The organism is uncultured Enterovirga sp., assembly GCF_964242715.1.
In the GTDB taxonomy this organism is placed as follows: Bacteria; Pseudomonadota; Alphaproteobacteria; order Rhizobiales; family Beijerinckiaceae; genus Enterovirga.
Genome location: NZ_CAXTAZ010000062.1, coordinates 17,374 through 27,438 on the forward strand (window position 1 = coordinate 17,374; position 10,065 = coordinate 27,438).

Annotated in this window: 7 protein-coding genes; 6 read left to right on the forward strand and 1 reads right to left on the reverse strand. The window is 67.8% G+C overall.

What is annotated here, in order from left to right:
• Positions 1-152: 152 nt before the first annotated feature.
• The 4 genes from ACFE87_RS21930 to ACFE87_RS21945 all read left to right on the forward strand — a co-directional run bounded on the left by ACFE87_RS21930 (position 153) and on the right by ACFE87_RS21945 (position 6,061).
• The gene (locus ACFE87_RS21930; RefSeq protein WP_375461791.1) at positions 153-2,024 is read left to right on the forward strand and encodes a glycosyltransferase; all 1,872 of its coding nucleotides are present in this window, start codon (positions 153-155) and stop codon (positions 2,022-2,024) included.
• Positions 2,024-3,082, forward strand: coding sequence for a glycosyltransferase (locus tag ACFE87_RS21935; RefSeq protein WP_375461792.1), 1,059 nt, complete (start codon positions 2,024-2,026; stop codon positions 3,080-3,082). The genes ACFE87_RS21930 and ACFE87_RS21935 overlap by 1 nt, the downstream gene beginning before the upstream one ends.
• A gap of 114 nt (positions 3,083-3,196) precedes the next feature.
• Positions 3,197-4,726: a GumC family protein gene (locus ACFE87_RS21940; RefSeq protein WP_375461793.1), complete on the forward strand. Its 1,530-nt coding sequence runs from the start codon at positions 3,197-3,199 to the stop codon at positions 4,724-4,726.
• Between the two features lie 12 nt (positions 4,727-4,738).
• The gene (locus tag ACFE87_RS21945) at positions 4,739-6,061 is read left to right on the forward strand and encodes an O-antigen ligase family protein (RefSeq protein ID WP_375461794.1); all 1,323 of its coding nucleotides are present in this window, start codon (positions 4,739-4,741) and stop codon (positions 6,059-6,061) included.
• Here ACFE87_RS21945 and ACFE87_RS21950 read toward each other — a convergent pair.
• Entirely contained in the window at positions 6,028-6,849 is an 822-nt protein-coding gene (locus ACFE87_RS21950) for a polysaccharide deacetylase family protein (RefSeq protein WP_375461795.1), read from the reverse strand. The genes ACFE87_RS21945 and ACFE87_RS21950 overlap by 34 nt on opposite strands.
• Positions 6,850-6,865: 16 nt before the next feature.
• Here ACFE87_RS21950 and ACFE87_RS21955 point away from each other — a divergent pair, with 16 nt between their 5' ends.
• Both ACFE87_RS21955 and ACFE87_RS21960 read left to right on the forward strand, forming a co-directional pair.
• Complete coding sequence (locus ACFE87_RS21955; RefSeq protein WP_375461796.1) at positions 6,866-7,750, forward strand: WecB/TagA/CpsF family glycosyltransferase; 885 nt, start codon at positions 6,866-6,868, stop codon at positions 7,748-7,750.
• A gap of 151 nt (positions 7,751-7,901) precedes the next feature.
• Positions 7,902-10,065 (forward strand): rhamnan synthesis F family protein (locus ACFE87_RS21960; RefSeq protein WP_375461797.1); only part of this gene is annotated, 2,164 nt, incomplete at its 3' end.

The following is a 10,065-nucleotide window of genomic DNA, read 5'->3' on the forward strand; positions in this document are numbered from 1 at the left end:
TGACGGATATCGGTCGGGCAGAATTTCCGGCGACCCTGCCGGACGGGAGCGCCTGGCCGCGAATCGCCTTGTTCGTTGCGGGTCCGGCCGAAACCGGCGGGCGCTCAACTCTCCGGTCCATCCATTCGCAAGGTTATCCCGCCGCGGATGTGATGCGGGTGGTCGATGCGCCTGACCGCCAGGCGGCGGCCTTGTCGGCGGCGGTCTCGGCGTATGAGGCCGAGTTTCTCCTCGTCCTGCGGGCCGGCGATACGCTTGCGCCAGGCGCCCTGGCGGCGCTCGCGTTCGCTGCCTGGCTCGACGCGGCGGACGCGGTGGCGGGCCTGCGTATCATCCATCGCGACGGCGTCATTGCCCATCTCGACATCCTGGCCTCGCCTCCGGGTTTCCTCCGCGACGACGAGGCTCGGGCGGCATTGCGGCCCGCCTCCGTCACGGCCCCGTTTCGCGGCGGCGAGATCCTGCTCCGTGGAAGCGCGGTCGCGCGCGCGGGCGGCTTGTCCGCCGCTGCGGGCGATCCCGTGGCCGAACTCTGGCCCCGCCTCGCCCGCTCCGGCTGCCGCCTCGCCCGGATCGGGCGTCCTGTCCTGGTGCAGAACGAGCCGGACGCCATCGACAACGTCCCGCCCCGGGCGCTGCGGATCGCGGCATTGAACGATTCCGGGCCGAACGGGGGCGCTGGGATTGCACATCGCCGGCTCGCTGAGGCGCTGCGCTACGGCGGCCACGAGGTCGTCCCGCATGCGCTGAACGACGAGTCGCCGGGTGTCGCGGCGGAATGGACGGACCGCTTCCCGGCGACCGAAGCCGCGATCCTGGCCGAGGCGCCGGATCTGATCCTGGCCGGCAACCTGCACGGGGCGACCCGCACGGTCGGGATGCTGGAACGGCTCCATGCCTGCGCGCCCGTCGCGGCCGTGCTGCACGACCTGTTTCTCCTGACGGGGCGCTGCGCGCATCCCGATCCCGGCAACCGGATCGCGACCGGCTGCGACGCCCTCTGCCCGACCCCGGACCTCTATCCGCAGCTTCAGCCCGCCCGGATCGCCTCGGTCTTCCGCGACAAGCGGCGTTTCCTGGCGACGACGCCCGCCCCGCTCCTGCTCGCCAATTCGGCTTGGACGGAAGAGCGCGCCCGCCACCTCGCGCCTGAGGGCAGCCGCATCGCTCGGATCGACCTCGCCTTTCCGACCCAGGTGTTTCGTCCGGGCGACAAGCGCGAGCTGCGCCGGCGGCTCGGCCTTTCGGAGACGGACTTTCTCATCCTGTTCGGGGCCGTGATCGCCGACCAGCCCTCGAAGGGCGGGGTCGATCTCGCGGCTTCGCTCGCCCAGGTCGCAGCGCCCGGGATCGGCTTCGTGGCGATCGGCCGGATCGACGACCCCGCAGCCTTCCCCCTGCCGAATCTCGTCCTCGCGGGCCCGGTCGGCGACGAGGCCGACCTCGCCGCCTGGTACGGGGCCTGCGACCTGCATGTCACGGCGAGCCGGCTCGAGACGCTGGGCCAGACCGCGATCGAAGCGGGCCTCTGCGGCCTCCCGACCGTCGCCTACCGCAGCACGGGCCTCACGACGGCGGTAATCGACGGCGTCTCCGGTATGCTCGTCGAGCCCGAGCCCGGCGCCCTCGCGGCCGCGATCTCGGCCTTGATCGCCGATCCCGGGCGGCTGGCCAATCTGTCGCGCTGGGGCAGGATGGCGCTCGAGAGCCGGAACAGCCACGCCGCCTCCTATCTCACGCTGCACGACGCCTTCGTCGAATTGGGCTTGCGGCTGCCAGCGTCCGAGGACGGCCGCATCCGGCTAGGCGCCGAGACCCTTGGCAGCTTTGCTTTCGCTTCGGCGCCCCATCCCGGGGCCGGCGCGACGGTCGGCCCGGCCTCCCGGCCCTTCATCCGGCTCGCGCGGCGGCTGAAGCAGCGGGTATGGGGCAGGACGCAGCCGCTCTGGATGCGGCGCGCGCTCTATGCCGGCTACAGGGCCCGGCGCGAGGCGGCCCGGCTCCTCGGGTGGAGCGCGCGGTGATGGCCGGGAGAACGGAGGACCAGTCCCGCCGCATCATCGTCGACCAGACGCATCTGCGCGGCCACGTCACCGGCATCGAGCGCGTCGGGCTCGATCTCTTCTCGGCCGAGGCGCTCGCCCCGCATCGGGTTGAAGCCGTCCGGAGCCGGAATCTCCTCCACATGCTGATGGAGCAGCAGGTCGGGATCGCCGGGCGCGGACTCCTCGACCGCTCGGCCCTCCTGATCTTTCCCGGCTTTCCGCCGGGCCCGCTGGCCGTGAGGCTCGGATCGCGGTGCATCATCTATGTCCACGACACCTTCCTGCTCACGCGCCCCGAGGACCTGAACTGGAAGGCGCGGCGCTACATGGCACCTGCTTTCGGCTTCGCGGTCCGGCACGGGCAGCGTTTTCTGGTCAATTCGGAGACGACGGCGACGGCGCTCCGGGCTTTCGCGAGCCCCGAGGCCGATATCCGCCTCCTCCGACCTCCCGCCCGCGACGTGTTCGGGCTCGCCGGCGCCGCCCCGCCCCGCCGCTTCCGGCCAGGCGAGACGCTCCGCCTCCTGGCGATCGGAACGATCGAGCCGCGCAAGAATTATCCGGCCGCGATCGCAATCACGGGTGCCCTGAACGCGGCCGGAATGCCGGCCCATCTCGATATCGTCGGGCGGATCGGCTGGGGCCAGCACGCCTTCCTGCGCGATCCGCCGCCCTTCCTCTCCCTCCACCAAGGCGTCGACGACGCCGGCATGCGGCGCAGGGTGGAGGAGAGCCACGCGCTCGTCTCGACCTCCAAGGCCGAAGGCCTCGGCTTGCCTTTGCTCGAAGTACAGCATGGCGGCCTCCCGGTGATCGCGCCGCGGGGCGAGGTCTTCGAGGAGGTCCTGGCCGGGTCTGGCCTGCATATCGATCCGGACGATCCCGACCGCGCAGCGGCCGCGATCCGCGATTGGGTCCTCGGCAACCTCCCGGAGGCCGCCTCGGCCTCGCGGGTCAATGCCGCGCGTTGGGCGCGCCTTGCGGCTGAGGATGCGGCTCGCTTCCGGCAGAGCCTCGGCCTTCACTCCCCTGCCTGAACGCTACCGGTCGCGATCTCTGGCACCCTGGTTGCGCCCGACGTCATGCACTGCGTCGCGTGACCATGGGATCGTCCCAAGGTGGCACGAGGCGGGGTCGTTGGGGGACAGTCGATGTCCGACTCCCGTCCGATGGCCGGAACAGGGCAGGTTGGGGACCGGCGCATGTTCAATTTCGCCCAGCAATCCCGAGCTCAACCGAGCATGCCGGCGGCTGCCGTTCCGACGGCGGCCTCCAAGGCCTCGCTCGACCTGCCCGAAATCCTGGGCCGGATCCGCGCGCGGCTCGGGATCGTGGCGGGCTGTGGAGCGCTCGCGCTCGTGCTTGCGCTCGTCGCGCTGCCTTGGCTCCCCGCGATCTACACCGCGCAGGTCCAGATCCTGATCGATCCGGCCGATCTGCGCGTGGTCGAGAACGGGGTCACGCCGACGTCGCCGCTCGCCGATAGTGGCGTCTCGATCGCCGAGAGCCAGGTCCGCGTGATCGGTTCGGATAGCGTGCTGGGCCGCGTCGTCACCCGCCTGCGTCTGCAGGACGATCCCGAATTCGCAAAGCCGCTCCCGGCCCGCGACGGCCTTGCCGAGACGATGAAGCGTCTCCTCGGCCTGGCCGCGCCGGAGACTATCACGCGTGACCCCTCGCTCCGGGCGATCGAGGAGCTGCGGCGCAAGGTCGTGATCCGCCGGCCGGAGCGGACCTTCGTGATCGAGGTGCTGGTCAGGTCCGAGCAGGGCGACAAGGCGGCGCTAATCGCCAACACCATCGCGGACATCTATTCCGCCCAGGAGACGGTCGCGCGCGCAAACTCGGCTGCCCGGGCCTCGGAGGCGCTGGCGGCGCGGCTGACCGAATTGCGTCAGGGGCTGCAGACGGCGGAGAACCGGCTCGCCAAATACCGCGAGGACAATCGGCTCGTCGCGACGAACGGGCGGCTGCTCGTCGACCAGCGGCTCGGCGAGCTGAACCAGCAGCTCGCGTCGGCCTCCATCCGGACGGCGGAAGCGCGCGCGCGGGCCGACCAGGCTCGGCAGCTTCGGGTCAGCGACGGCACGGCCCTGCCCGAGATGCTGCAATCGACCGAATTGCGGGCGCTTCGTCAGCAGCAGGCCGATCTGGCGCGGCAGAATGCCGAGACCAGCATCCGGCTCGGGCCGAGGCACCCGCTCATCTCCGAGCAGAATGCGCAGATCCGCGAACTCGACCGCGCCCTCGCACGGGAGAAGACCCGGATCATCGACTCCACGGTCAAGGAGCTCGACCGGGCGGTCGCCGGCGAGGCTGCGATCCAACGCGAGCTGGACAAGCTGAAGCGCGAGACGACGACGAACGACCGCGCCCTGATCGGGCTGCGCGAGCTCGAACGCGACGTCGACGTGCAGCGGACCGTCTACGAGGCCTTCCTGAAACGGGCTCGCGAGACGGGCCAGCAGGAGCGGCTCGACTCGACCAACATCCGGGTCATCTCCGCCGCGACCCCGCCGCTCGGCCGATCCTGGCCGCCCTCGCCGAAGATGCTGCTGCCGGTCGCCTTGCTGCTCGGTCTCCTGGCGGGCGCTGCCCTTGCGGTGCTCCGCCCGGGGCGGCCGGGTGTCGCAAGCTCGCCCGTGCTCGTCCCGCTCTCCGGGTCGCCGGGCCGGGCCTGAGAGGCGCCCGCCATGACCATCACGAGCGATCTCCCGGACGCGGCGATCGGCCGGCCCGCTCGGTCGGGGGGGCGCGACGTCCCGGACGGCCTCCGGGCGGCCTTCGTCGTCGCTGTCCTGCTTCTCGTCTGGGTCCGCCTCGATCCGTTCCACGACCTGAGCTCGGTCTCGAATATCGAGGCGTCGGATGGCGGCAGCCTCGCCACGCAGGTGGCCTTCTCGCTGGTCGGGATTGCGGTCGCAGCCCTGTTCCGTCGGCTCGGCCCCGGCTCTCTCCAGGCCCTCGCGACCCGGCCTTACATCCTGGCCGCAGGCTGGATGGCGGTGTCCGTCCTTCTCTCCGTCTCGCCTGCGCTGTCTCTGCGGCGCGCCGTCCTGCTCGCGATCGCGATCCTGGCATCCGCCGCGATCATGCTGGCGGCGCGCTCGGTCCGGCATTTCGCCGATCTCCTGGCCGGCACGGCGCTCGCCGTCGTTGTGGTCAGCTATCTCTCGCTCGCCCTGGTGCCGGACCTCGCCATGCACACCGCGCTCGATCTTCGCGAGCCGGAACATGCCGGGGCGTGGCGCGGCCCTTTCTCGCACAAGAACGAAGCCGGGGCCGTGATGGCGGTCTTCGTCGTCATCGGCCTCTTCGCCTTCGCGCAGGGGCGGCGGGCGCTCGGCGGGACGCTTGCCGCGCTGGCTGCGATCTTCCTCGCCTTCACGGCCTCGAAGACCGCGATCGCCCTCCTGCCGCTCGTCCTCCTCGGGACGAGCCTCTGCCGGATGGTGACGGGGCTGTTCGGCCGCGCCCTCATCCTGCTGGGTCCGCTCGCCCTTCTCCTGACGATCTCGCTCGGATCCCTCTTCTTCCCGCCCGTGAAGGCCGTCGTGTCGACAATCCTGTCCGACGTCACCTTCACGGGCCGGGCCGAGATCTGGGACTTCACCGTCGACCGAATTCTCGCGAGGCCCGTCACGGGCTGGGGCTACGGCGCCTTCTGGAAGACCGAGGCGACGCTCTATGGCGGATCGGAGCAGCTGACCTGGGTCAACCAGGCCGACCAGGCCCATAACGGCTATCTGGACACGGCCCTGTTCATGGGACTGCCGGGTCTCGCGCTCACGGCACTCGTCTTCATCTGGCTGCCGCTGCGGGATTTCGACCGCGCCTCGAGCCATGCCGCGCCGGACCCGACGGCGATGTTGTTCGCGCGGCTCTGGCTGTTCGGGATCAGCACGGCGGCCTTCGAGTCGGTCTTCTACGACGCGAACAGCGCCGTCTTCTTCATGTTCGCGATGGCGGTGCTGGGTTTGCGCTACCTCGCCGCGCACGGGACGACCGGGCCGTGAACCCGGCTCGCCTCACGGCCGGCCCCGGGCAGGCCGTGGTGTCGGAGCGCGTCCTCCATCGTCAGGCAAGGGATGTCGTGCCGGGCGAGAAGCGTCAGCGTTTCGGTGAGGAGACGGGGCGACGTTCCCATGAAGGTCGGCTCGTCCGCGACGTCATGGGTGTAGAAGACGAGCCAGCCGCGCGTCTCGGCCGCCTCCGCGATCAGCCTCTCGAGGCGCGATCGGTCCATCGTGCGGTCGAACAGCCCGATCGCGCCGACCATGGCGAGATCGAGCGTCCCGGCATTCAGGCGTTCGTAGATGGTGCGGCAGGAATGGAAGCGGCCGGCCAGGGCCCGAACCTGCCGGATGCCCAAATCACCGAACGGATAGGCGAAATTCACCGGCCGGGCTCCGGTGATCTCGGCCAGGAGCGCTGCGCTTCGCTCGCATTCGGCCGCGAGCGCCGCGGCACCGAGCGACTGCACGTTGACATGAGGCGCGGTGTGGCAGCCGATTTCGTGACCCGCCGCGGCGAGATCACGGACCTGTTCGCGGCTCGCGACGCGCCAATGCGTGTCGACCTCGCCGCAGGTCTCGGCCGCCACATAGAAGGTTCCCGCAACCCCGGCCCGTTTCAGCACGGGAGCGCCGACGGCCGCGGCGCTGTCCGGCACGTCGTCGAAGGTGATCGAGGCCACCGCCGTCGGACCGGACAGCGTGAAGGGCCGCGTCGTCACGTGCCGGGCCAGGAAGCGCCAGGCCTTCCGGTCGATGCTGTCCGACCAGCCGCGCTCCACCGATGTCACGGATCGCCTCCACGCCATGCCCGCGCGCCTGGCCGGGCCCCGCGCTCTTCAAGGTAACGACCTCATGGTCCAGCAAAGGTTAAGCGCCCGTCTGTTCGGGCTCACCTTCGTCGGCGACGCGCCGGCCGAGATCCTGGCCTCGGCCTCGGCGAGCGACAGCAGCCTTCCGCGCCTCGTCGTGACGGCGAATGTCGACCACATCGTCACGCTCTCCGAGAATGCGGCCTTCCGGCAGGCCTATGCGGGCGCGGCCGCCCGCACGCTCGACGGCATGCCGCTGGTCTGGCTGTCGCGCCTCCGCGGCGGAGGGCGCCTCCGCGGCGGAGGCCGGATGTCGCGCGTGACCGGCCACGATCTGCTGGAGGCCGTGCTCGACGACGAACAGGCTTTGAGTGATCGGCGAATCTTCCTCCTTTGCGCCACCAGGGCTGCCGGGGAGGCCCTGACCCGGATTCTCGCAACGCGCGGGCTCTCCCCGGACCGCGTGGCCTTCGAAGTCCCGCCTTACGGCTTCGATGCCGACGACGCGTTCGGCCGGGCCCTCGCGGGCCGCATCCGCGACCATGGCACGACATTGCTCATCATGGGCGTAGGCGCTCCGAAATCCGAGATCTGGGTCCACCGGCAGGGCGCAGCGCTCGGCAACCCCGTCGTCCTCGCCATCGGCGAGGCCGTGAACGTGGCGGCCGGGCTCGTCCCGCGCGCGCCCCGGATGCTACAGGTTCTCGGGCTGGAATGGCTCTTTCGCGTCGGGACCGACCCGCGCCGGCTATTCCACCGCTACTTCATCCGCTCGTGGCGTTTCCTCGGCCTCGCCATCGGGGGTGCGGATTTCGGCCTGCCGCCAGAGATCCGGGCCGATCGCGGGGCCGCCCGCCCGAAAAGCGTCTCACAGAGCTGAGCGCCTATAGGTAGGGTTGTCGAGAGGGAATTACAGACGTGGCAGATTTGCTACTCCTGCGCGAAGCTTAGCATTCGGGCGCACAGCACCTTTGCCGATCAATGAGGCTGGGTTAAGACCCGGTGCCCGGTAGCAACGGATCGAGATCAGGTTGGATGCCAACGTGCTGAAGCTGCTTAAAGTGACATTTCTTGGCCGCTGGTACCGTCGTGTCGAACTAGCCCTAGCTAGTCAGTCCGAGCGAGTTAGGAGAGACGCCAAGGTTCTCGAGGAATCAGGTGCGTTCTCTCGCGACTGGTACGCAACCCAACTTCCCCGTTGGGAGCGCGGGCTGAACAATCCCTACCATTATCTGGTTTGGGGCGCCTCTCGTGGGCTAAATCCACACCCGCTGTTTAGCACACGTTGGTACCTGCGCAAGTATCCCGATGTCGCTGAACATGATGAAAATCCTCTGGTTCACTACGTGAAGCACGGGTTCAAGGAGAAACGTACGCCAGGGCCATTGTTCAACACGGAATGGTACTTACGAAGCGTCCAGGACGACGAGCGGTCGGAAGGGGTGAACCCCTTGGCCTACTATTCGCTCCATGGCCAATTTCGTCATGAGTCCCCAACGCCGCTTTTCAATCCAGACTGGTACCGCGCCACGTATCCCGAGATTGGAGCGTCCTCTCTCAATCCCTTCATGCACTTCATGGAAATCGGGATGAGGGAGAAAATGAACCCTAATCCGTTCTTCAACGCGCAATGGTACCTGCGAGAAAATTCCGACGTCGCCGTAACGAAGCAACTCGCATTTGCGCATTATGTCGAATACGGAGCTGAGGAGGGTCGCAGCCCTGGCCCCTATTTCGACGGCAAATGGTATCAAGAAAAGTACCCAGACGTTCGTGCCTACATGCACGATTCTCTGGCGCATTATCTGGAATCGGGCTCGCGCGAGAACCGAGACGCCATAGACCTGGTCGGCCAGAAGATTGCCGTGATTGCTCACGTCTTCTATCTCGATATGCTGCCGCAGATTCTACGTAGCCTGAAGAACATCTCAATCGACTTTGATCTGTTCGTTACGACTCCGGAGGACCATGCGGATTTCGTAAGAAGGCGCATTCGGCGGACATATCCTAGGGCGCGGATCTATGCCGTCGGCAATGCCGGGCGTGACATCGGTCCATTCCTGCATGTCATGCGGGAGATCGGCGCGGACTCCGACTATCTGGCAATCTGCAAAATTCATACGAAGAAGGGGACAACCGAACCGGACGTCTGGCGACATTTGCTGCTGGAATCCGTGCTGGGCAGCCGGCAGCTTGTCTCGCACGTCATCCGGGCCTTCGGCGAAGAACCGGATCTCGACATGGTAGGCCCCCGTGAACTCTACCTGTCGGGATGGAAGTTCATCGGCGAGAACCACGCGACGCTTTCGGGCATGATCGCATCGCTCTATCCGGGTGACCAGATTGCGCCTGAATGGGGGTTTTTTGCCGGGACCATGTTCTGGTTCCGGCCTAGGTTGTTTCAGAACTTACTTCATCATTCGGCGGATAGCCTGAGCGCAGCGGAGACGGGCGCGAGCGATGGTGAGACGGCTCACTCCCTGGAAAGACTATTCGGCTTCGTGGCCGCTCAAGAGGGTAAGCGGGTGGGGCTCGTCGTCCATTCGGGCCGCGTGTCGGATGGCTACGAGTTGCGGACGCAGGTCGCTGGTGCCTGGACCCAGGATGAGCCTCCGCATCTCTACCTCGCCCGGGTGGCCCGGGAACTCGAGGGCCAAGTGCTCGTGCCCTCTGCGCCTTCGGTGCGGCCCAGGTGGGCGCCTCGAGCGGGTTCGCGGCCTGGTGTAAGGCTGATCGGTCCGCTCGCATTCCTGAATGGGCTGTCGATCAGCAGCAAAGGCTATCTGAAAGCGATCCAGGCCACAGGCTGGGAAACGAGCGCGAATGCCTGGACGGTCGGGTTCGACCGCCTGAAGAGAGTAGAGGGGAATTTCCCGGCAGATGCTCCTCAGCCTATTCAGGTCGTTCATCTCAACCTCGATCTCCTGGCCAGTATCCTGGAGAACGATCCGGCGCGGCTCCGTGTCATCTGGGATGAGGGCGCATCCTTTAACGTGCTTGTGTGCTACTTCGAACTCGCGTCGCTAAAGCCCGAATGGCTACCGATCCTGGAGCGGTTCGACGAAGTCTGGTGCGCCAGCAGCTTCATCCAGCGGGCGATCGAAGCCTCGTCCAAGGTCCCGGTTTGGATCGTCCGGCCGAACTTCTCCGCATTGAGGAGCCGGCCGGAGACCGATCATCGGAGTCATTTCGGTC